Origin of the sequence: Granulicella aggregans (assembly GCF_025685565.1) — a bacterium.
Classification (GTDB): domain Bacteria; phylum Acidobacteriota; class Terriglobia; order Terriglobales; family Acidobacteriaceae; genus Edaphobacter; species Edaphobacter aggregans_B.
The window spans coordinates 1,346,632-1,366,385 of the sequence record NZ_JAGSYE010000002.1 but is presented as its reverse complement, the minus strand read 5'-3'; the positions used below and the strand labels follow the sequence as shown (position 1 = coordinate 1,366,385).

The window sequence follows — 19,754 nt, the reverse complement described above, 5'->3', positions numbered from 1 at the left end:
GATGTTTTGTACTTTGCTCGTTCGTCCCGGTTTGTGCCATGCTCTCGCGATGATTCCGAGGTGAAATTGCGATCATCTAGCGGGCGTATGATTGCAGAGGACTTAGCGGCGACGATACGCATTCGGTTCTTGCGCCACTACCATTACGGAGGTGCTGGACTGGTCTCCGAACCGCTTTCAACCGCAGGGTGTCCAAAGTATGCTGATCGAAACGAGTGAGAAGCTGAAGATCGTGCCACAGATGGCCAACGGGATACAGAGCTGGCGATTTGGTGTCTACCAGGTCGACCTGCAGAACGCTGAACTGCGACGGAGCGGCATCCCACTCAAGATCAGGGAGCAATGCTTCCGCATCCTCGTTTACCTGCTCGAGCACGCGGGCGAACTGGTCACCCGTGATGAACTCCGCCGCCAGTTATGGCCCGCAGACACCTTCGTCGACTTCGAACACAGCATGAACGCCGCGATGATGAAGCTGCGCGAGACGCTCGGCGATTCAGTCGATGCTCCGATGTACATCGAAACCGTTCCCAAGCGCGGATATCGCTTCATCGCGCCTGTCACGCATCCGGCAACGTCTCCCTCACAGCTCGATAGCGAAAGTTCTTCTGAAGACACTTCCAGGACCGGCGCAACCCCGGCGAGCGCAGCCGTTCCGGACTCCGCCAAGGCTGCGATCGAAGAGTGTCTCTGGATAGCGGTGCGGCCCTTCAAGTGGAGCGGCCCCGATCCGAGTCTGGCCGGCTACGCCGACGGAGCGACCGAAGACATTCTCACCGGACTCTCTCGCTTCTCTTATCTGCGTGTAGTGGCCGCGTCTGCGCACGCCCACCACGGAAAGTCGGCGGACGCTGAGCATTCTGGCCCGCGCTACATCCTCGAAGGGAGCCTTCGCCAAGCTGGCCCAAGGCTTCGCCTCTCCGCACAGCTTGTCGATCGCGAGACCGGAGCGCACCTCTGGGCGGCGACTTACGACCGCGACTTCACGCCGCATGCGGAGTTCGATCTGCTCGACGACATCGTGCCGCAGATCGTCTCCACCATCGCGGACTCCTACGGCGTGCTTCCGCGCAACATGGGCGAGACCCTGCGTAGCGTCGATCCTGCACGCCTGACTCCGTATGAGGCTGTCCTGCGATGCTTCGCCTACTTTCAGCGCCTCAGCGCGGAGGAGCATCTTCCCGTGCGCATGGCGCTCGAGCGGGCTGTGGAGCATGCGCCCGCATACGCCGACGCATGGGCGATGCTCTCGCTCATCTATAAGGAAGAGTTCACGCACGGCTTCAACCTCGGGCCTGACCCGTTGGATCGAGCACTCGCCGCTGCGCGGCGGGCTGTCGAACTTGCGCCTTCGAACCATCTTGCGCATCACGCTCTGGCAGCCTCGGAGTTTTTCCGTAAGGAGTTTCAACGCTTCCGTCTCTCGGCAGCGCGAGCTCTGGAGCTGAATCCGATGGATGGCTTCACGCTCGCCTATCTCGGCTTCTTGATCGCATACGCAGGCGATTGGAAACGTGGCGGCGTGCTCTCCGCAAGTGCCCGCCGGCTGAATCCTCACCATCCCGGCTGGTACTGGTTCGTTCCCGGAATGGACGCGTATCGCAACGGCGAGTACCGCGCCGCGCTCGAGTTCGCCGACCGCACCAATATGCCCGAATACTGGCGCACCAGCCTTCTTATCGCCGCTGCGCGTGGACAGATGGGCGACAAGCCTGCTGCGGAACGTGCGCTGAACATGCTCTTAGTCCGGCGCCCGGACTTCGCCAGGGCACCGCATCAAGAGCTGGCGGTCTGGTGGCAGCCTGACCTGGTCGAACAGTTAATGGTCGGGCTGAAGAAGGCCGGGCTCGAAGAGTAAGTCCAACGCTCCCCGGTACGAAAGAATCTCGCAAGCGCCCCGCAGTCTGCAAGAATAGCGACATCACCCTTTCGCCTATCTTTGCATTCCACGGAGAACGCTCGTGCCTCTTTCACGCCGCTCTGTAGCCCTTCTCGTCCTCGTCTTCTTTACGTCGATCTTGAACGCGCCTTCCGCTAGAGCAGATGCGCAGCCAGCTGGATACGCGGAGCTGGTGAAGTTGTTTGAAGGCTGGCGCTCGTTTGAGCGCCCCGCGATGAACAGCATGCTTCCGGACTACAGCGCAAGAGCGATGGCCGCGAAGGCGGATGCCCTGCCAGAGTGGCAGAAGCGGCTTGCGGCAGTCGACGTGACCGGCTGGCCCATCGAGAAGATCAACGACTACAAGCTCGTCCAAGCGGAGATGAACGGCTTCGACTTCAATCTGCGCGTTCTCCGCCCCTGGGCCCGCGACCCCGCGTTCTACGTCAGTGTGTGGGCCGTCCGCAGTGATTGCCCTCTGCGCGAAGGGCCGCTTGCGTATGATGCGATCGACCTCTACACCTACAAGTTCCCGCTGTCACAAGCAGACCAGAAGACCCTGACCACGCGCATGGAAGCCATCCCTGCGCTGCTCTCCGAGGCGAAGACAAATCTGAAGGACAGCAACGCACGCGACCTCTGGGTGTGGGGAGAGCAGGAACTGCGCGACCAGGCCGCCACGCTTACATCGCTTGAAGCGGGAACATTGACCGTGACCACGCTTGAAGGCAGTCAACATGCCGACCTGAACGGCACCTCGCCCGAGCTTCAGGCCGCAGTTGTCAGCGCCCATAAGGCTACAGATGACTTTATCGAATGGCTGGCCAAGCTGGCCCCGCAGAAGGCTGGCCCCTCTGGCGTAGGCAAGGAGAACTACAACTGGTACGAGAAGAACGTCCACCTCATACCCTTCACCTGGGAGGACCAGGTCGTCCTTCTGCACCACGAACTGGAGCGGGCCCAGGCCGCCCTTCGCCTCGAAGAGCTGAACAACCAGAACCTTCCTCCTCTCGATCCCGTCACCGACGCTGCCAGCTACGACAAGATGAGCCGGGCCCGGCTCGACAAGTTCATCAAGTTCATCACCACGAAGCCCATCATTCCGGACAAGCCCTACATCCGAGGCGCGCTCGAACCGCAACTCGGCCACTATGTTCCCGAAGACAAGCGCATCTTCTTCACCCGCGTCACGCACCGCGAGCCCATGCTCCTCATGTCGCACGAGTACCACTGGATCGACCTCGCCCGCATGCGCGACGAGCCCAATCCTGATCCAATCCGGCGCGTCGCTCCGCTCTCGAACATCTGGGACACCCGCGCCGAGGGCTTTGCCACCGCCTTCGAGGAGATCGTCATGCACGCCGGTCTCTATGACGACAATCCGCGCGCCAAGGAGCTCGTCTGGATGATGCTGGCGAACCGCGCTGCCCGTGGCCTCGCCGCGCTCTACGTCCAATCGAATGACTTCACCCTCGAGCAGGCAGGCAAGTTCCACTCTGCGTGGACACCCAGGGGATGGGCGGTCGCGGGCGATTCACTGACGACCTTCGAACAGCTGCTCTATCTCCGCCAGCCCGGATACGGCGCCAGTTACGTGACGGGCAAGATCCTCTTCGATCGCCTGATGACCGAGTACTCGCGCCAGCAGGAGATCGCCGGCAAGCCCTTCGTCATGCGCGACTTCATGGACCGCTTCAACAACGAAGGCATGATCCCGGTCCCTTTGATGGAAGACGAGATGATCGTCAAGGAAGCCCGGGAACCATAGAAGAAGGAAGCGCAGGAGCCCTGGGAGCCTATTGAAAGACGTTATTGCATAAGGGCACGGCTTCAGCCGTGCCGTAAGCGCTGCATGTGCATTGCGGCTTTAGCCGCTGAGGTACGGTTTCCGTTCCTCAGCGATCTCCAGGAACCGGTACAGTCGTGGGATCTGCCCCGATTGCCCTGTCGATTCCCTATACTGGATCACTCAGGAAGCCGCGATACTATCGCTGAGCAATCCGTCTTGTCTAGGCGGGGAGAGGCGGGCTACTTCTATGGCGACTTCTACGCTGGTTCCGTTACAGGTGTATCTCGAAGCTGACTATCGGCCCGATTGTGACTGGATCGACGGTGAGGTGAAGGAGCGCAACGCGGGCGAAGGGCAGCACTCGAACATACAGGTCTTCTTCATCGGCCTTTTTCTTCAGCACAAACGGGAGTGGGGGATTCGTGTTGTGTCGGAGCAGCGGGTACAGGTGGCTCCGACGCGGTTTCGCATTCCGGATGTAGCTGTTCTTAGCGCATCCGGGCCGTTCGAGGCGATCGTTCGGGTCCGCCCATGCTGTGCATCGAAATCCTTTCGCGCGATCAGCGGATGAGCGAGATCGAGGAGCGCGCGAAGGACTACCTCGCGATGGGCGTGCCGATGGTGTGGATCGTCGATCCCCTGCGGCGGACCGCCTTCGTCTCCGACGAGAGTGGGCAGCGGCAGGTGGCAGAAGAGCTTACGGTCCCGGGAACGGAGATTCGGGTGACGGTGGCAGAGGTGTTTGCGGAGTTGGATGAGTTGGAAGCGCAGAGGTAGACATCAAGCCCGTCTGCGCTTCTAACCATCTCGTCGGCTCTAACCCCAGACAAATTCGATGGGGGCCTTGACGTCCGGGTGAAGACTCTTGTGGACGGGGCAGGTATGAGCTGCTCGCTCGAACTTGGCCTGATTCTCGGGGCTGATCTCGTGGGGGATATGAACCCGGACCGTCAGGCTCGCGATCATCCTCGGCGCAGTGGTCGTCATCTCCTTTTCGACCGTTGCGGTCGCCCCGGTAATGTCAACCTCCAGCGTGCGCGCAAGTATGCCCATCACGCTGAGGATGCAACTGCCGAGCGCAGTCGCGACAAGGTCGGTGGGAGAAAAGCTTTCGCCGCGCCCCTGATTGTCTTTAGGAGCGTCGGTGGTGAGTTCTGTATGAGACGGACCATGCACTGCCTTACAGTGCAGGTCTCCCTGATATTCGACTTGAATCGCAACCATCATGTTCCTTTTCCCGCACAGGGGATGCTTGAAGAGTTACACGTTGAATTTGAAGAAGAGGATGTCGCCGTCCTTGACGATGTACTCCTTACCTTCCGACCGCAGTAGACCCTTTTCTTTCACGGCTTGCTCGCTGCCGTAGAGGAAGAGATCATCCGACGCATAGCAGTCCGCCTTGATGAAGCCCTTCTCGAAGTCCGAGTGGATCACGCCCGCCGCTCCCGGAGCCTTGGTGCCGCGTTTGATGGTCCACGCCCGAACCTCCTGCACGCCAGCCGTGAAGTACGTGATCAGATCCAGCAACCGGTACGCCGAGTGGATCAGCCGATTCAATCCCGGCTCCTTCAATCCGGCGGCATCAAGAAACTCCGCCCGCTCCTCCGGCTCCAACAGCGCAATCTCGCTCTCGAGCGCTCCGCAGATGCTGACGACCTGCGCGCCTTCTTCCTGGGCACGTTCCTCGACGAGCTTCGTGTAGGCGTTGCCGTCATTGAGACCGGCCTCGTCAACGTTGGCGACGTAGAGCTGCGGCTTCATGGTGATCAGGAATAGATCGCGAGCGATGAGGCGTTCTTCGTCGGTGAGGTCAGCAGTGCGCGCTGGTTTGCCCGCGTTCAGCACCGCAAGCAGCTTCTGTAGCGTCGCGTGCTCAGCCTTGATCTTCTGGTCGGCGGTGGCCTTGGCGGAGCGCTCTACCTTGGTGAAACGCTTCTCGACGGTGTCGAGATCGGCCAGCAGGAGTTCGGTGTTGATGATGTCGATGTCGTGCAGCGGGTTGACGCCGCCGGCGACGTGGATCACCTCGGCGTCATCAAAGCAGCGGACGACGTGGCAGACCGCATCGGTGGCGCGGATATGGCCGAGGAACTGGTTGCCGAGGCCTTCGCCCTTCGACGCGCCTTCGACCAGGCCGGCGATGTCGATGAACTCCATTGTGGTGGGAACAAGGCTCTTAGGCTGGATCAGCGCGGCGATCTTCGCGAGCCGCTCATCCGGGACCGTGACGACGCCGGTGTTGGGGTCGATCGTGCAGAAGGGGTAGTTCGCGGCCTGGGCCTTGGCGCTGGTGAGTGCGTTGAAGATGGTGCTCTTGCCGACGTTCGGCAGACCTACAATTCCACAGTTCAGAGGCATTTTTTTGCTCGATTCCTTTGAGTTCTATTTGAACATGGAGAAGGCAAAGGCTTATGCCTGCAAGTGGACTAAGTCTAGCGGACTAAGCTAAGCTTGAAAGATGGAAACCGTGAATATGCATGAGGCGAAGACGCACCTTTCGAGGCTGGTGGAGAAGGCCGTGAAGGGTGAGCCGTTCATCATCGCGCGCGCGGGCAAGCCGCTGGTGAAGGTGACGGCGATCGACGAAGATCCAAAGGCAAAGGCGATAAAGCGGATTGGATTTCTCGATGGCCAATGCAAGGTGCCGGACGACTTCGACACGATGGGCCAGGCAGAGATTGAAGAGATGTTCTATGGGAAACAAGATTGAAGCTGCTCCTGGACACACACCTTCTGATCTGGGCTTCGTCCCGGTCCAAGCTTTTGTCGAAATCGGCGAGTGAATTGATCACTGACCCTGCGAACGAGGTGATCTTCAGCTCGATCAGCATCTGGGAGGTCGCCATCAAGCGCGGGCTTGAGCGCCCGGACTTTGATGTCGAACCAAGAGTGTTGCGGCGGGGACTCCTGGCTCATGGCTATGGCGAACTGGCATTTACGAGCGATCATGCCTTCGCGGTCAGCTCCTTGCCCCTTTTGCACAAGGACCCGTTCGACCGCGCGCTGATGGCTCAGGCGATGAGTGAGGGGCTCGTCTTGTTGACTTCAGACAAGGCACTGGAAGGATATTCGGGCGTGGTGCGTAAGGTGTAGCCGGTTGATCGAAGGATCAAACCGTCTCTACATCGAAGCAAGTGCCCGCTCCCGCAGCGGTTCGAGCCGCGTCTGTTCAAGCCCATCCCGATAGAACATGTTGTACGTGTCGAACGGAATCAGCCGCTTGCCATCGGGGTGGGCGATGTGGACGCAGGTCTTCTTGATCGAGCGCAGATCGAAGCTCTGCGCATCGATGAATGCGACGATCAGGATGCGGAAGAGGTTGTTGTAGCCAAGCTGCGGTGCCTGCACCTGCGGCAGGCAGCAGAGCAGCTCGCGCAGCGTGTTGGCCTGCGACTGTGGCGAATGGTTCGTGGAGAAGAGCTTGAAGATCTGGCCGCGAACCGCCTCATCGCGCTCGTAGATGATGGTGTTTCGGCCGCCATTGATCAGTACATCGGGCTCGATCATGCCGGTAAGCGGCACTACCTTGCCTTCGAGCTTCATCGCATACGCCATCGCCAGCGAGTCCGGATGGCAGGGCACAGGGATCAGGTCCTCGGGCTTGAAGACGCTCGTCTGTTCGAGGATGCGTCGACGGACCTCGCTCAGCGTCAACCGATGCACCGCCGGATCGTACCCCTGTAGTCGTCCAGCCTGCTGTACGGGTTGGAAGGTGACCCCGCGAACACATGGCTGCTGCAGAGCAAACTCAATGATGCTGCCCATCTCTTCGTCGTTCAAGCCGCGTTCGACGGTGACGACGAGCGTGGTCGACACATTTAGGCGGTTCAGCTTCTCCAGCGCCTTCTCGCGGATTAAACGCAGGTCTGCTCCGCGCAACTGCATCAGCGGATCGCGCCGCAGCGAGTCGAACTGCAGATAAAGCTCAAACTCCGGCATGTAGGTTGCCAGTCGCTCGGCGAAGCCCTCTTCCTGCGCGATGCGGATTCCGTTCGTGTTGACCATCAGGTGCTTGATCGGGCGTCGCTTGGCCGCGTCGAGGACAGCAAAGAAGTCCGGATGAATCGTCGGCTCGCCGCCTGAGATCTGCACGATGTCGGGCTGGAGCTCGTTCGATACGACGGCGTCGAGCATCGCATCAATCTCTTCCATGGAACGATAGGTCGTGCGGTGCGGTCCGCTCTCCGCATAGCAGATGGGGCAACTCAGGTTGCAGGCGTCGCAAATCTCGATCAGCGACAGGCACGAATGCTGCTCGTGGTCGGGGCATAGGCCGCAGTCGTAGGGGCAACCGTACTTCACCGGCGTGTTGTAGTGCGCGGGCATCTCGGGCGGCTTGATGAAGACCTCGCGGCAGCGTCGATAGTAGTCGATATCGTCGGCCATCAGCACGCGCTCGAAGCCGTGCTCCGGGCATCGTTTGAGCATGAAGACCTTGTTGTCTTCGAAGACGATCTTGGCGTCGATGCGGCGATAGCAGGTCGTGCAGATGGAGACGGCGGTGTCGTAAAAGAGGTAATCGCGGGTTTGGGCCATTACTGTTCTTCCTTTTTATGTGCGATCAACTTCTTATAGATTGCAGATACTCCTGCGGTTATGCCAAGAACGATCAGACCGAGTGCGCCAGTACCCATCCCGAGCAACTCGAGGAAGGCGGTGCTGATGAGGGTCATGGAAGCCCATACAGGTCGATCCGGCGGCGGAGTTCCACCGCTGATCGTTGCGAATCGAGAGAATAAAACAAGGTTCGCTCCGCATAGCCCCGCTGAGACGAGAAATAAAACAGCGAAGATCGCGGCCGTTTTCGCGGGTCCCGTTCTATCAGCCCATGGCATCTTCATCGCTCGACACCCCCTGGCTCTTTTGCTTTTCGCTGAGGTTCAGCCGCTGTATCACCGCTCTGCCTGAGGAGATGACTAGAACCAGCAGCAGAGCGAAGGTGCTGCCGAAGATTGCAATCAGTTCAGCCCTACCAGTAGCTTCGAGAAGCTTCATCGGCCAGGGTGTTACTCCGCGAGGTGCTTCGGGGCTTCCCATGAAACTCAAAACAGCAAAGAAGTTTGCTCCGCAGAGGCCGAGTGAGATCAGAAGAATTGTTGCTAAGATCGCGACGAGTTTCGCGAGTCCTGTCTTGTCCGTCCACGGCGTCTTCATGGTCTATCTCCCTTCGACGCCGAGTTGGCGGCTTCTGCGATGGCTGCAACTATGCCAACGAACAAGCCAATTATCGACAGTACGAAGCCAATTCCTCCTATGGTGTCGAGAGTGCCGGGAGCGCCGTCGTGGATATTGCGCTCAAGATAGAAACCTACTTGGCACAAACCGAGGCACAGCACGGCTGCTGCCGCGCAGCAGGCTATTATCTTCAAGCCAATGTTCTTGAAGAACTTCGGTTCAGGCATCGACCACCTCGCGTGTTGGATACATCTCTCCGACAACGAGTATGACAAGGCCAGCCACGCAAGCCCATTGAATCCAGTTCATTCCGTGCACCAGTGGTTGCGGCTTCAGAAAATCAATCGCCAATCGCCACGTGAGATACGCCGCCATGAAGGCGCGAAAGATCCTCCCATTTACATGCGGCTTCGCGTTCCAACGCCAAAGCAACCACCCTAGCGCCACCAGAAACAGAAGCTCATAAAGCTGCGTCGGATGCCTGCGCACTCCATCGCCAAAGTCCACGCCCCATGGCAGCGTTGTGGCTTTCCCGTAAGTGTCATCCGCCAGCCCGGCAAGAAAGCAGCCGATTCGCCCAATCGCGATGCCTACGCATAACGGGATCGCAAACAGGTCACCCGTGCGCGACCGAATGCCCGAAAAACGCTTTGCGACCTCGACCGCGATCCACCCGCCCAGCAGACCGCCGACGATCGTCTTGCCGCCCGGCCGCAGCACGTCCGCCCAGTGCAGCCCCATCCGTGGAGCCTGCTCCAGCAGCCCCAGCGCCCTGCTGCCGACCAGCGCGCCAATCGCCGCTGCGGCGATCACCACCCAGCGCTTGTCTTCGGTGAGCGCATCGCCCTGCTGGTGGCGCTCTCGGCGGTAGAGCGCATATCCGCCCACGTAGCCCAGCGTCTCGAACAACGGGTGCAGCTCCGGATGAAAGATGTTAGGCAAGATGCCATGAGTCTACGGCATGTCTACCCGGCTCGCGACGAACCGGCAGGGAAGCGTGTATGCTGATCGACGTGGAAGTGGTACGACCAATTAGCCCACTTTCGCGGAAGGAATCACGCATGTCCGAAGCTCTCGAGTTACCCCGCTTCTCCATTGGCGTTGGCGACCGTTTCGCCCATCAGGCAAAAGCACAACTGGCTGCCTGCATCCTCGCGCTTCGGGCCGGGGTTGAGGTCGTTCCGGTCTGGAACAAGTCCAACCGTGAGCACACCATCATTGGCTCCGAGCCAGGGCAGACCCGGGCCGCCGCCGATGCCGCCGTCGCAGCGCTGGGCTGGACGAAGCCCTACTTCCTCGACGCCGATCACATCAATCTCACGACGGTGCCGCGCTTCCTTGCGCCCTGTGACTTTTTCACCATCGATGTCGCCGACCTGATCGGCAAGCCTGCGAAGGAGGCCGATGTCGCTGCCTTCCTTGCCCGCCACCCGGAACTCATCGGCGAAGTCGCGATCCCCGGCATCGCCGCGCCCTTCCATACCGACGCCGCTTTCGTCTCCGGCGTAGCCAACAAGTTTCTCGCCGCGGTCCAGCACGCTGGCCTGATCTATCGCTCACTGCTGGAGAACAAGGGAATCGGTCGTTTCGTGCCGGAGATCTCGATGGACGAGACCGACTCACCGCAGACGCCTGTCGAACTGCTCATCATCCTGGCCGCGATCGCCGACGAGAAAATCGCCATCCAGACGATCGCGCCTAAGTTCACCGGACGTTTCAACAAGGGTGTCGACTACGTCGGCGATGTAGCGCAGTTCGCCAAGGAGTTCGAGGAAGATCTTGCCGCTATCGCCTTCGCGATCAAGACCTACGGCCTGCCCTCGAACCTGAAGCTCAGCGTCCACTCCGGGTCGGACAAATTCTCCATCTACAAATCCATCCACGCCGCCGTGACCAAGACCGGCGCAGGTGTTCACCTTAAGACCGCAGGAACCACGTGGCTCGAAGAGATCATCGGCCTCGCGGAGTCCGGCGGTGACGGTCTCGCCCTCGCAAAGGAGGTCTACGCCGAAGCCCACGCACACAGCGCCGAACTCTGCGCTCCTTACGCCACTGTCATCGACATCGATCCTGCTGCCTTACCGCTTCCTTCTAACGTCGAGACTTGGACCAGCGAGCAGTTCACCTCCGCGCTCCGCCACGACCAGTCCAACCCGGCTTACAATCAGAGCTTCCGGCAGCTTCTCCACGTCGGATTCAAGGTCGCTGCGAAGATGGGCGACCGCTATCTGAAGACGCTTGAGGCAAACGAGGAGATCGTGGCGAAGAACGTCACCACCAACCTCTTCGACCGGCATATCAAGCCAGTCTTTCTGGGTTCTAAGGACTGAAGATGATTGTTGTCGTTATGGGAGTAAGCGGTTCGGGCAAGTCAACGATCGGCAATCTGCTCGCCGAGCGCACCGGCGCGATCTTTGCCGATGCCGACGACTATCATCCTGCTGCGAACAAGGCCAAGATGGCCGCTGGACATCCGCTGAACGATGCCGACCGCCAACCGTGGCTCGAAACGCTCAACGCGCTGTTGCGCGAATGGCACGGCGGCGGCACCAGCGGCGTGCTCGCGTGTTCCGCGCTGAAGGATACGTATCGTCACACGCTCGCCGCTGGCATGCCTCCAGGGACGGTGACCTTCTGCCTGCTCGATCTTCCCCGCGAACTGCTTCAGCAGCGCCTCGCCGCTCGCCATCATGAGTTCATGACACCCGCGCTGCTCGATAGCCAACTTGCCACGCTTGAATCGCCGAACGACGCGCTTGTCGTGAAGAACGATCGCGACCCCGAAGCAGTAGTCGCAGAGATCATCCAACGAATTCAGTCAACGAAGTAGAAAGGCAAGTCAGCAAATGGGAAGTACCTTGTTCGATCTCACGGGTAAGTCGGCGGTCGTCATCGGCGGAACGTCAGGCATCGGCCTCGCCATGGCTGTTGGTCTTGCGGAAGCCGGGGCTGACGTTGCCGCCACCTCGCGGCGGCAGGAGCAGGTGGATGAAGCGGCGGATGCAATCGAAGCCCACGGTGTGAAGTCGCTGCGAGTACCCTCCGACGTCAGCGACCGCGGCTCCCTGGAGCATCTGCTCACAGCCTCGCTCGAGGCCTTCGGCAAGGTCGACATCCTCATCAACTGTGCCGGCAAGATCAAGCGCGCTCCGACTGTCGACTTCCCCGAAGAGCTATGGAACGACATCATGGACACGAACGTGACCGGTACGCTGCGCGCCTGCCAGATCTTTGGCCGTCAAATGCTGGAACGCGGCTACGGTCGCATCATCAACATTGCGTCTCTGAATACCTTCGTCAGCCTGAAGGAGGTCACCGCTTACGCCGCCTCGAAGGCCGCTGTAGGAGCGCTGACGAAATCGCTTGCCGTCGAGTGGAGTTCGCAGGGAGTGACGGTCAACGCCATCGCGCCGGGAGTCTTTCGCACAGCGCTCAACGCAGAGTTACTCGACAAAAGTGAGCGGGGCAAAGAACTGAAGTTGCGCACGCCGATGGGGCGATTCGGAAAGACAGAAGAGCTTGTGGGCTCCGCGATATTCCTGGCGAGCGAAGCCGCAGCCTTCATCACCGGCGAGATCCTGGTTGTCGACGGCGGCTTTCTGGCCAGCGGCGTCAACCAGTAGATGCGTCTATCGGGTTCCCAGGTGGTGGACTGGAAGACCCGCGGGATCCTCTTCGGCCTTCTTTTTCTTGCGCAGTACGATCTCCACGTTGGGTGGAACGATCGTGAGAAGTAGTAGCAGAATGATCGTGATCTCAGGAATATGCAGCTCCTGAAAGATGTAAAGGAAGTAGGTTGCCGTAACGGCAGCCGTCAGGGAGCAGGCGATCACTACGGTTGCAAGGGTCTTTGCCCACGGGCGCCGATCAAAGGGAAGCATAGGGCCACTCTTCTCTGAGCGATTGATTCTTCAGATCGGTAGATTCGCCGGTCGAGTTACGGCGACGGGCGTCTGGCTCCATCGCTCAGAGCTAGACAGTAGGCGCAGCCAGTTTGAATTGTCAAGAAAAAGCGCACGGGTGGTTCGGGGGACTCTGCCGCGAACGGGAAACGGCGAAGCAAGCCAGCGTCGGCTAACCTGCTTCGCCCGTTGACTTACCTCTCGTTCTCCTAGTGTGTACTCCAGGTCCAATTCAGAATCTTGATGGAACTCGCCGTTGCGCCAGTCCCACCGGTAAAGCCCGCAAACGCCAGCTGCGGAATGATGGATTCGACAGTGCTGCCCGAAGCCAGGACGGTGGTGAAGTTCGCATACTGGTTCAGATCGGTGACCGAAAGCGTTAGCTGCGTGCCATTCGACTCAATCCGCGCATGGAACGTGTGCCCACTTTGCAGATTGATCCGGTAAGGCGTGAGATCGATGAAGGGCGTGGTCGGCGATGCACCATTGAGATAGAGACCTGTGGAGTTCGGGACCTCGCCCGCGTTGTTATGGATATCGAACTTGATCGCCAGACTGTTGGGAATGCTGGGCCCGGTTCCTCCGGGCTTGTCCGGGCCATATCCCAGTCCGCCACCCTCCATCCCGACAGAGGCCAGCCGTTCATTCTGGAGAACGAACGCAAATCCGTCGCCTACCCCATTCGCAATCTGGAAGTCGAAGTCGGTGGTGAAGAACCCCTGCGGCAGCACCTTATCAACGACAAAGGCGCTGGTGGCCTTGAACGGCGTGCCGTTGGTCAACTGGACCGCGGAGCCAGAGACAGCTGCGCCTCCGCTATAAAAGATCCCCGTGCTTCCGGTGAATCCATCCGGAAATGTAGGCTTGGGGTACGGGGGATAGACCGGATCGGACTTCACAAACTGACCCAGAGTAACGGTCCAGTTTTCGATGACCTGGACAGCAGTGTTCGCACCCGTCGAGCCGGTGAAGCCCGCATAGCCCATGCTGCCATGCAGCAGCTCTCCATTTATAGAATCGTCAGCGACGCCGAAAGTCGTCGAGAAATGTTGGTTGGTCACGAAGTCCTGTAGGGAGACCGTGATGTGTCCAAGGCCGTCGGAACTGACTCTCCCGTCAAACTCATGGCCGCTGTGGAGATCGATGCCGCTCGGCGTTAGATCGACAGCTCCATCAGGGGACGTCACTCCATTCCGTTCGAGACGTATGGAGTTACTCCCTTCTCCCTGGTTATTGTGAAGGTCAAATACGACAGCGAGGCTATTGGTGATGCTCGGCCCGCTGGCCCCCGGAGGATTGCCGTATCCGATGCCCGCGCCCGCTGATCCGATGGCGTTCGGGCCATTGGACTGCAGGACGAAAGCGAACCCGTCGCCGGTTGCGTTGGTGAGTTGAAAGTCGAATTCGGTGAAGAAGGTGCCGCTCAGATCAAGTCGTTTCTTCGAGAAGAAGGAACCCGCCTCCTGCTGTCCGCCATCGGTCAATTGGATCGTGGTGCCCTTAAGCGTCGCCGATCCGTTGAGCGCCAGCCCCGAAGTGTCTCCCGTGAATCCAGCGGGATATAAGTACGCGATTCCGGAGGCGCGTACAGTTCCCGTAGTGCTATTGGGGTCGTGCAATGCGTCGCCCGAGTAGGTGGCGACAATGTTGTGAACACCCGAGTCGAGAGGGATTGTGCCGCTTGTGGATTGCGCAGACCAGGAGATAAAGTCCTGGAATTCAGGCGGCGCGGTGTAGGGGTTGAAGATGAAGAAGTCTGGCAAACCGTCCCCGTTAAAATCTGCAATGGCGTTGCCCACAGCTGGATCGCCACCCTTTCTTGTCTGGTGGTTTGCTGCCGTGACATAATCGACCTCCTCTCCGATCCCGGGAATTACATCGACTTCATAGATGATGATGTTCAGTGTGCTTACAATCGCAAACTGAAGCTTTCCACTTCCCGTGTAATCGCCTGCGACCATGTCATCGAGGCTGTCCCTCGAATAACCGGGCTGGGACTGTGTGAATGTCAGGTTGCCGTGACCCTTGAAGAAGGTCAACATCTGATCTCCTCCAGAGAGAAGATCAGGGATGCCGTCGTCATCAAAATCTCCGGCTAAGAGAATTCCCGTATAGGAGGGCAAAGAGGCCGCCGGCGTCGAGTTGAAGGTGCCATCCCCGATGCCGCGGAAGACCATCAACTGCTTCGCCAGAACCGTCTGCCCGACAGGAGCGGTGAAGTATGCCACCGCAAGGTCAGGGAAGCCGTCCCCGTTGAAGTCTGCGACCGCCCCCGACGTAATCGTGTCGCCCGAAAACGTCAGCGGTGTCTTGGCGGTGAACGTGCCGTCGCCGTTGCCAAGCAGCACCTGAGCGGAGCTTCCACTCGCGGTTCGGTTGCTGATGGAGACCAGATCGGGGACACCGTCGTGGTTGAAATCGCCTGCATAGAGGGTCTTCGAACTGTCCTGCACCGCCGAAGGCGCAGCGGGTGTGAAGGTGCCATCGCCGTTACCCAGGCTGACGTAGATCTTGTCTGTAGCGGAATCGGAGATGGCGATGTCCAGCTTCCCATCGCTGTTGAAGTCTCCCGCCAGCAGCGGGCCATGCGCCCCGGTCATTGAACTGTAGGCGGGACTTTGCGTGAAGTTTCCTTTTCCGTCCCCAAGAAAGACAAGGAGGTTGGTATTCGATGTAAGCTCGGCGACATCCTGAAAGCCGTCATTATTGAAATCGCCGGTTGCCGTCGCAACGATGGAGGTCAGTGTCGCTAAAGGGATCTGCGAAAAGCCAGTTGGATTCGTGAGGACATAGCCAAAGGTTGAGTTGTAGACAACAAGAGGAGATGTGTCGATTGCCGCATTATTTCGCGACGTATCGACAAGCGACACCGTCCCCGTAGGTTCTATCGGCCCAGAGCCCGTTAGATAGGTGCCGATGGTGATCCCGCCACTCACAAGATTAGGGTTCAATGGTTGAAACGTGCTGGCGCGTTCAAAGGCATTTGTGGATTCGGTCAGGTTCTGCGTCGGTGAAGCGCTTGCTCTATACGTCTTCGTCCCATGAAAGATCGCCCGTAGCGTGTGCGGACCGTCGGATAATCCCAGCCGAATAGTCGCTGTGCCGTTCGAAGTGAGTTGCGCTCTCCCAATGGGAGCTTCATTCTGGCAGTCGGTCAGGCCCTTATCGCAAAACACTACCAGGCCGGGATGGACTGGCGTTCCTCCCGATGTCACGGTCGCGGTGAGGGTGATCACGCATCCCGACTGTGGGCAGGCGGAAGTTACCTGGAGCGTCGTAGAGGTGGAGGTCTGCCCGCTCGCCACGGCTGGAACCGCAAAGGATATGAAGAATAAAGCCGAGACAACGGAGAAGCCTAGAATTACGAGACGGCGCAGACGCATGGCTGGACTCCAGGGGATGGGAACCTGTGCGGAGGAGAACGTACGCGAGAGGTCTCGCAGGGGAGGCTGATCTTGGAGTCGTCTACGAAGAACCGTGTAGCGAAACGCGATAAGTAAACCCCATTAGTGGCAGAAATTTCCAGTTAATTTTGAATAGTCTTTACTCGCCTGGGCGAAGAGATAGAAATAGTCCGCTTCGACGGATAAGTCACACCGAGGTAAAAACTCTTATACGATTCGAACATTCGGAGCTCTGACGCTTGGCGTGGAATGGATTCGTGAAGTTTTTCCTTATCAATTTTGGGTGGCGGCAATTCCCATGGGTTAATTACCAGTTCTAAGCCAGGGAAGAGTTTCCAAGCCACTTAGGATTGTTCGCCGTCCCGTCAAAGTGCGGGGTTGTCTTGAAGAGTTCGTACCTGCCCGTCATTGCAGCATCTTTTGTCTTGGCCAGCATCGCTGCCATCTCGGTCTGCGAGAGCGGCTTGAAGGTCTTCGCCGCCTGCAACGCTTGCGCCAGGATCTCAGGCTTGTCGATTCCCGTGATTACCACGGACACCGGTTGTGTCAGGCTGTAGTGCAGCGCCGGGATAGCCTCCACCGTCTTGCTTCCGAGGATGAAGTTGTCGCCGAAGGTCTTCATCGCCAGGACGCCGATGCCCTTCTTTTGAGCGACGGGCAGGACTTCCTTCTCGAACGACCGGAAGTGTGCGTCCATCACGTTAATCGGCATCTGAACCGTATCGAAGTGGAAGTTGTGCTGGTCGGCGATCTCCAACATTCTCAAATGAATCTGCGGGTCCTTATGGCCGGTGAAGCCGATGTAACGGATCTTTCCCGCCTCGCGTGCGGCGACCGCGGCTTCGATCGCCCCGCCGGGAGCGAAGATGCGGTCTGGATCTTCAAACCGTATGATCTCGTGGAACTGAACCAGGTCAATTGTGTCCGTCCGCAGGCGGCTCAGCGACTCCTCGAGCTGCTTGTTGTACTCGGACTTCGTCCTGCCATCCATCTTTGTCATCAGGAAGACCTTCTCGCGATAGCCATCGCGCAGGGCGTTCCCCATGCGGACCTCACTGGTGCCGTTGTTGTAGTCCCAGCAGTTGTCTAGGAAGGTAATGCCGCTGTCGATCGCCTTCCGGATCAGCGAGATGCTCTCCTCAGGATCAGCCTGCTTGCCGATATGAAATCCTCCCAGCCCAATCGCAGAGACCATCTCGCCCGTCGTCCCAAGCTGGCGGTAGATCATGTCCGGCGATTGCGGCCGTGTTGCGCCAGTCTTTGCCTGTGCGTTAGCGGGAACGCTTCCTGTGGCGGCAGCACCAAGGCCTGCTACGGTCGCAGACTTCAAAAAATCACGACGCTCCATGACGGAATCTCCTGAGCTTGACGGAATGGTTCAGGAACTTGGATGCAGACCGGCATCTACAGTTGTGTGCCGCCGGGGTGGAGTTTCGCGCTACGAAAACGCGCGGAACTATCTCCGGGCTGTCCGCGCAATCAGAGTCGCGGAGTATGCCGCGCCAAACCCATTGTCTATATTCACCACCGAAACATTTGGCGAGCACGAGTTCAACATTCCGAGCAGCGCTGTTACGCCGCCGAAGCTCGCCCCGTATCCGACCGACGTTGGCACCGCGATTACCGGTACGCCGACCAGTCCTCCGACCACCGAGGGCAGGGCCCCCTCCATCCCCGCACAGACGATCACAGCATCGGCCTGTGCCAGTTGCTCACGCACGGCGAGCAGCCGATGAACTCCGGCCACGCCCACGTCATAGAGTCGCAGGGCATTCACCCCGAAGTGCTCTGCCGTGACTGCGGCCTCTTCGGCTACTGGCAGATCGCTGGTTCCAGCGCAGAGCACCGCGATACAGGGCCGTTCAACCACCTTCGCTGCTGGTTTCTGGCGAAGGGCGACGATCCGTGCGGTCTCATAGTGAACCGTACCCGCAACCGCTAGTTGGATGGCGGTGACGGCCTCCGGCGAGACCCGGGTGGCCAGGACGTCGCTGCCCGCCTCCGCCATTCGCGAGAAAATCTCGGCTACCTGCGCCGGTGTCTTTCCGGCGGCGTAGATAACTTCGGGCAGTCCCGTTCGCAGACTCCTGTGGTGATCGATCCGCGCGTGCCCAATGTCTTCGAACGGCAGATTGGCGAGCCGCTCCGCTCCGGCTGCCGGCGTGATTTCCCCGCGTTCGACCGATGAGAGCAACGCGAGCAGCGCTGACTTATCCATTCCGTCCCTGCACATACGCGGCGATCGCCGCCTGCTGAACCTGCTTGACCGGCACTGCATGTGCCGCCGCCGCGGCGCGACAGTCTTCAAACTCCGGATTGGCGTTCAACGCTTCACCTTGCAGACTGCCCACTTTCACCTTCACCGGACCATAGGCCGTCTCAACCGTCGTAAACGTCCGGTCGAGGCAGGAACGCTTGTCTTCGCGGACACGAATGCCCAGGGTGCTTGTCTCGGTCAGCAGAAGACGCTCGAGCACGGCGCTTTCGCCAGGATTGCAGAGCACTGTCAGCAAGGTTCCAGGGCGTCCCTTCTTCATGATCACCGGGGTGAGCATCACGTCCAGAGCGCCTCGTTGCAGCGCCATCTCCGCCACATGCGCCAGCACCTGCGGCGACAGATCATCGAGCGCCGTCTCGAGCACCGTCACCGTCTCCGCTTCATGATGCTTTCCATGATCAGGATGCGACGTCGCAGCGGTCTCACCGATAGAAAGACGCAGCACGTTCGGGAAGCCCCTGGGATCGCGCGATCCCGCACCGTAGCCGATCTTGTGCACCGTCATCGCCGGCTGCGAGCCGAAGGTGAGACCCTTCTCTTCCATCAAGACCCGTAGCAAAGCGGCACCAGTGGGCGTCACCAACTCCATCTGCACGTTCGCAGAATAGGTAGGTACGCCGCGCAGCAGGTCTGCCGTAGCCGGTGCGGGAACGGGGAAGCGCCCATGCGCGCAATCCACCATTCCGCCGCCAACATTCACCGGCGACGCCATCCACCCATCCGCCCCGAGAGCATGGATCCCCGCAGACGCGGCGACAATGTCCACGATTGCGTCCACCGCTCCCACCTCGTGGAAGTGAATCTCCTCAACGGGAACGTTATGTATTCGCGCTTCGGAGTTGCCCAGCAGCTCAAACGCCCGTACTGCTGTGCGGATGACAGGCGCAGAGAGCGTCGAAGCCTGGATCAACTCACGGATCGCCGTAAGCGACCGCCCATGCCCGTGCACATGCGGATGGGAATGCTCATGTTCGTGAGTATGAGGAACGCCAGTCTTGTGTTGATGCTGTGTCTCAGGATGCCTCGAGTACACCGGCTGGTTCGCAGCCTGATCCTGAAATCTCTCGGCGGACGAGGGCACAGCCTCAGCCAGATGATCTCCTTCGAAGACATCCACCTTCACGCTTGAGATCCCGCTTCGGTCGACCGTGCCGATCTTCAGCGACGCTCCCAACCGGAGCAACGCGACTGCCTCATCCAGCGTTTTGCGTTCCACTCCGGCACCGATCAGCGCGCCAAGAAACATATCGCCGGAGAGTCCAGCAAAGCAATCCAGATAAGCCATCTTCATCGTCGTCATCCCGAAATCTTGGAGTGTGCATCCCGC

At 59.4% G+C, this 19,754-nt stretch carries 20 protein-coding genes; 9 read left to right on the top strand and 11 right to left on the bottom strand.

The genetic code is table 11. From position 1 onward, the window contains the following. Positions 1-199: 199 nt before the first annotated feature. The 4 genes from OHL18_RS15175 to OHL18_RS15160 all read left to right on the top strand — a co-directional run bounded on the left by OHL18_RS15175 (position 200) and on the right by OHL18_RS15160 (position 4,445). Positions 200-1,858 (top strand): winged helix-turn-helix domain-containing protein, encoded by a 1,659-nt coding sequence (locus tag OHL18_RS15175; protein WP_263375689.1) that lies wholly within the window; start codon positions 200-202, stop codon positions 1,856-1,858. A 103-nt stretch (positions 1,859-1,961) separates the two neighbouring features. Beyond that, positions 1,962-3,647: a DUF885 family protein gene (locus OHL18_RS15170; RefSeq protein ID WP_263375688.1), complete on the top strand. Its 1,686-nt coding sequence runs from the start codon at positions 1,962-1,964 to the stop codon at positions 3,645-3,647. A 268-nt stretch (positions 3,648-3,915) separates the two neighbouring features. Further along, complete coding sequence (locus tag OHL18_RS15165) at positions 3,916-4,239, top strand: Uma2 family endonuclease (protein WP_263375687.1); 324 nt, start codon at positions 3,916-3,918, stop codon at positions 4,237-4,239. Beyond that, positions 4,236-4,445, top strand: a complete 210-nt coding sequence (locus tag OHL18_RS15160; RefSeq protein ID WP_263375686.1) for a Uma2 family endonuclease — start codon at positions 4,236-4,238, stop codon at positions 4,443-4,445. The genes OHL18_RS15165 and OHL18_RS15160 overlap by 4 nt, the downstream gene beginning before the upstream one ends. A 39-nt stretch (positions 4,446-4,484) precedes the next feature. On the opposite strand, the gene OHL18_RS15155 is transcribed toward OHL18_RS15160, so the two are convergent. Both OHL18_RS15155 and ychF read right to left on the bottom strand, forming a co-directional pair. After that, entirely contained in the window at positions 4,485-4,895 is a 411-nt protein-coding gene (locus OHL18_RS15155) for an OsmC family protein (protein ID WP_263375685.1), read from the bottom strand. A gap of 33 nt (positions 4,896-4,928) precedes the next feature. Then, positions 4,929-6,026, bottom strand: coding sequence for a redox-regulated ATPase YchF (gene ychF / locus OHL18_RS15150; RefSeq protein ID WP_263375684.1), 1,098 nt, complete (start codon positions 6,024-6,026; stop codon positions 4,929-4,931). A 100-nt stretch (positions 6,027-6,126) separates the two neighbouring features. Between ychF and OHL18_RS15145 the strand changes: the two genes are divergently transcribed. Then, a complete protein-coding gene (locus OHL18_RS15145) occupies positions 6,127-6,378 on the top strand; it encodes a type II toxin-antitoxin system Phd/YefM family antitoxin (RefSeq protein ID WP_263375683.1) in 252 nt (83 codons plus the stop codon). Next, positions 6,375-6,761 carry a type II toxin-antitoxin system VapC family toxin gene (locus OHL18_RS15140; RefSeq protein WP_263375682.1) on the top strand — a complete coding sequence of 129 codons (387 nt, stop codon included), beginning with the start codon at positions 6,375-6,377 and terminating at the stop codon, positions 6,759-6,761. The genes OHL18_RS15145 and OHL18_RS15140 overlap by 4 nt, the downstream gene beginning before the upstream one ends. A gap of 27 nt (positions 6,762-6,788) precedes the next feature. Here the strand turns inward: OHL18_RS15140 and OHL18_RS15135 are convergent, their stop codons facing one another. The 4 genes from OHL18_RS15135 to OHL18_RS15120 form a co-directional block, all read right to left on the bottom strand. Then, positions 6,789-8,204 (bottom strand): radical SAM protein, encoded by a 1,416-nt coding sequence (locus tag OHL18_RS15135; protein WP_263375681.1) that lies wholly within the window; start codon positions 8,202-8,204, stop codon positions 6,789-6,791. Positions 8,205-8,489: 285 nt separating this feature from the next. Further along, positions 8,490-8,822: a hypothetical protein gene (locus OHL18_RS15130; protein ID WP_263375680.1), complete on the bottom strand. Its 333-nt coding sequence runs from the start codon at positions 8,820-8,822 to the stop codon at positions 8,490-8,492. Further along, positions 8,819-9,070 carry a DUF2975 domain-containing protein gene (locus tag OHL18_RS15125; protein ID WP_263375679.1) on the bottom strand — a complete coding sequence of 84 codons (252 nt, stop codon included), beginning with the start codon at positions 9,068-9,070 and terminating at the stop codon, positions 8,819-8,821. The genes OHL18_RS15130 and OHL18_RS15125 overlap by 4 nt, the downstream gene beginning before the upstream one ends. Further along, positions 9,063-9,785, bottom strand: coding sequence for a prolipoprotein diacylglyceryl transferase (locus tag OHL18_RS15120; RefSeq protein WP_263375678.1), 723 nt, complete (start codon positions 9,783-9,785; stop codon positions 9,063-9,065). Before OHL18_RS15120 ends, OHL18_RS15125 begins: the two co-directional genes overlap by 8 nt. 119 nt (positions 9,786-9,904) lie before the next feature. Here OHL18_RS15120 and OHL18_RS15115 point away from each other — a divergent pair, with 119 nt between their 5' ends. Genes OHL18_RS15115 through OHL18_RS15105 form a run of 3 tightly spaced genes read left to right on the top strand, consistent with a single transcriptional unit; the run spans position 9,905 to position 12,466 of the window. Further along, positions 9,905-11,173: a tagaturonate epimerase family protein gene (locus tag OHL18_RS15115; protein ID WP_263375677.1), complete on the top strand. Its 1,269-nt coding sequence runs from the start codon at positions 9,905-9,907 to the stop codon at positions 11,171-11,173. A 2-nt stretch (positions 11,174-11,175) separates the two neighbouring features. Continuing rightward, complete coding sequence (locus OHL18_RS15110) at positions 11,176-11,673, top strand: gluconokinase (RefSeq protein WP_263375676.1); 498 nt, start codon at positions 11,176-11,178, stop codon at positions 11,671-11,673. Positions 11,674-11,689: 16 nt separating this feature from the next. Continuing rightward, positions 11,690-12,466: an SDR family NAD(P)-dependent oxidoreductase gene (locus tag OHL18_RS15105; RefSeq protein ID WP_263375675.1), complete on the top strand. Its 777-nt coding sequence runs from the start codon at positions 11,690-11,692 to the stop codon at positions 12,464-12,466. A 6-nt stretch (positions 12,467-12,472) separates the two neighbouring features. Here OHL18_RS15105 and OHL18_RS15100 read toward each other — a convergent pair whose 3' ends face one another. The 5 genes from OHL18_RS15100 to larC form a co-directional block, all read right to left on the bottom strand. Continuing rightward, positions 12,473-12,724 carry a hypothetical protein gene (locus tag OHL18_RS15100; RefSeq protein ID WP_263375674.1) on the bottom strand — a complete coding sequence of 84 codons (252 nt, stop codon included), beginning with the start codon at positions 12,722-12,724 and terminating at the stop codon, positions 12,473-12,475. A 230-nt stretch (positions 12,725-12,954) separates the two neighbouring features. Beyond that, positions 12,955-16,128 (bottom strand): FG-GAP-like repeat-containing protein, encoded by a 3,174-nt coding sequence (locus tag OHL18_RS15095; protein ID WP_263375673.1) that lies wholly within the window; start codon positions 16,126-16,128, stop codon positions 12,955-12,957. A 337-nt stretch (positions 16,129-16,465) separates the two neighbouring features. After that, positions 16,466-17,497 carry an aldo/keto reductase gene (locus OHL18_RS15090; protein WP_263375672.1) on the bottom strand — a complete coding sequence of 344 codons (1,032 nt, stop codon included), beginning with the start codon at positions 17,495-17,497 and terminating at the stop codon, positions 16,466-16,468. Between the two features lie 108 nt (positions 17,498-17,605). Beyond that, positions 17,606-18,367 carry a nickel pincer cofactor biosynthesis protein LarB gene (gene larB / locus OHL18_RS15085; protein WP_263375671.1) on the bottom strand — a complete coding sequence of 254 codons (762 nt, stop codon included), beginning with the start codon at positions 18,365-18,367 and terminating at the stop codon, positions 17,606-17,608. Beyond that, entirely contained in the window at positions 18,360-19,727 is a 1,368-nt protein-coding gene (gene larC / locus OHL18_RS15080) for a nickel pincer cofactor biosynthesis protein LarC (protein WP_263375670.1), read from the bottom strand. Before larC ends, larB begins: the two co-directional genes overlap by 8 nt. Positions 19,728-19,754: the final 27 nt, after the last annotated feature.

Bases quoted from the DNA above. Each gene is read 5' to 3' on its own strand.
- OHL18_RS15175 (WP_263375689.1), top strand. From the start codon at position 200: ATGCTGATCGAAACGAGTGAGAAGCTGAAGATCGTGCCACAGATGGCC.
- OHL18_RS15165 (WP_263375687.1), top strand. From the start codon at position 3,916: ATGGCGACTTCTACGCTGGTTCCGTTACAGGTGTATCTCGAAGCTGAC.
- OHL18_RS15160 (WP_263375686.1), top strand. From the start codon at position 4,236: ATGAGCGAGATCGAGGAGCGCGCGAAGGACTACCTCGCGATGGGCGTG.
- OHL18_RS15155 (WP_263375685.1), bottom strand. From the start codon at position 4,895: ATGATGGTTGCGATTCAAGTCGAATATCAGGGAGACCTGCACTGTAAG.
- ychF (WP_263375684.1), bottom strand. From the start codon at position 6,026: ATGCCTCTGAACTGTGGAATTGTAGGTCTGCCGAACGTCGGCAAGAGC.
- OHL18_RS15145 (WP_263375683.1), top strand. From the start codon at position 6,127: ATGGAAACCGTGAATATGCATGAGGCGAAGACGCACCTTTCGAGGCTG.
- OHL18_RS15135 (WP_263375681.1), bottom strand. From the start codon at position 8,204: ATGGCCCAAACCCGCGATTACCTCTTTTACGACACCGCCGTCTCCATC.
- OHL18_RS15130 (WP_263375680.1), bottom strand. From the start codon at position 8,822: ATGAAGACGCCGTGGACGGACAAGACAGGACTCGCGAAACTCGTCGCG.
- OHL18_RS15125 (WP_263375679.1), bottom strand. From the start codon at position 9,070: ATGCCTGAACCGAAGTTCTTCAAGAACATTGGCTTGAAGATAATAGCC.
- OHL18_RS15115 (WP_263375677.1), top strand. From the start codon at position 9,905: ATGTCCGAAGCTCTCGAGTTACCCCGCTTCTCCATTGGCGTTGGCGAC.
- OHL18_RS15110 (WP_263375676.1), top strand. From the start codon at position 11,176: ATGATTGTTGTCGTTATGGGAGTAAGCGGTTCGGGCAAGTCAACGATC.
- OHL18_RS15105 (WP_263375675.1), top strand. From the start codon at position 11,690: ATGGGAAGTACCTTGTTCGATCTCACGGGTAAGTCGGCGGTCGTCATC.
- OHL18_RS15100 (WP_263375674.1), bottom strand. From the start codon at position 12,724: ATGCTTCCCTTTGATCGGCGCCCGTGGGCAAAGACCCTTGCAACCGTA.
- OHL18_RS15095 (WP_263375673.1), bottom strand. From the start codon at position 16,128: ATGCGTCTGCGCCGTCTCGTAATTCTAGGCTTCTCCGTTGTCTCGGCT.
- OHL18_RS15090 (WP_263375672.1), bottom strand. From the start codon at position 17,497: ATGGAGCGTCGTGATTTTTTGAAGTCTGCGACCGTAGCAGGCCTTGGT.
- larB (WP_263375671.1), bottom strand. From the start codon at position 18,367: ATGGATAAGTCAGCGCTGCTCGCGTTGCTCTCATCGGTCGAACGCGGG.
- larC (WP_263375670.1), bottom strand. From the start codon at position 19,727: ATGACGACGATGAAGATGGCTTATCTGGATTGCTTTGCTGGACTCTCC.